Source organism: Arthrobacter sp. Y81 (assembly GCF_002929335.1).
Classification (GTDB): domain Bacteria; phylum Actinomycetota; class Actinomycetes; order Actinomycetales; family Micrococcaceae; genus Arthrobacter.
This window is the reverse complement of the sequence record NZ_PJIL01000109.1, coordinates 1-513: the sequence shown is the minus strand read 5'-3', so window position 1 is coordinate 513 and position 513 is coordinate 1. Positions and strand designations below refer to the sequence as shown.

General features: G+C 55.9%; 2 protein-coding genes. Both read left to right on the top strand.

Annotation, left to right across the window (positions count from 1 at the left end; genetic code table 11):
- Positions 1-248 (top strand): hypothetical protein (locus CXQ91_RS24435; protein WP_219816625.1); only part of this gene is annotated, 248 nt, incomplete at its 5' end.
- Positions 248-513, top strand: a 266-nt coding sequence (locus tag CXQ91_RS24430; protein WP_146072449.1) for a phage tail protein, incomplete at its 3' end; no start/stop codon positions are given. The genes CXQ91_RS24435 and CXQ91_RS24430, both read left to right, overlap by 1 nt.

Below are 513 nucleotides of genomic sequence, written 5' to 3'. Positions count from 1 at the left end.
CACCGGATGTTCCCCGTATCCCCTCGCCTGAAATCCTGGCTGCCGGATATTCAGGCCGTGGTGCAACTGCAACCGGCGGTGGAACGTCTGGTGGTATCCAGGTCAGCTTTAATCCTCAGTTTTTCCTCAATGGCAGGGAAACCACAGCGCCTGCAGGACTGACTGGTGCCCTGAATATGAGTCTGCATGAGCTGGAAAAAATGCTGGAGCGTCTGCTGGCTCAGAAACAACGTAAGGAGTACCGCTGATGTTTGCCGTACTGGGTGATATTGAGTTTGAGCTGATTACCTACTGGGACGGCTTCGAGGCCACGTTCGGCGTCGATTATGCGGAGCATGCCCGCATCGGGGGTAAGCCTGGCCTGCAGTTCGTCGGCGACAGGCTGGACGAAATCCAGATAAGTCTGGTCTTCCATCAGCATTATTGTGTACCCGATGTGGAGCTGGCGAGACTGCGAACAGCCATGAAAGCCCATCAGGCACTGGCGTTGGGCTTGGGCCAGGTGGACTATCA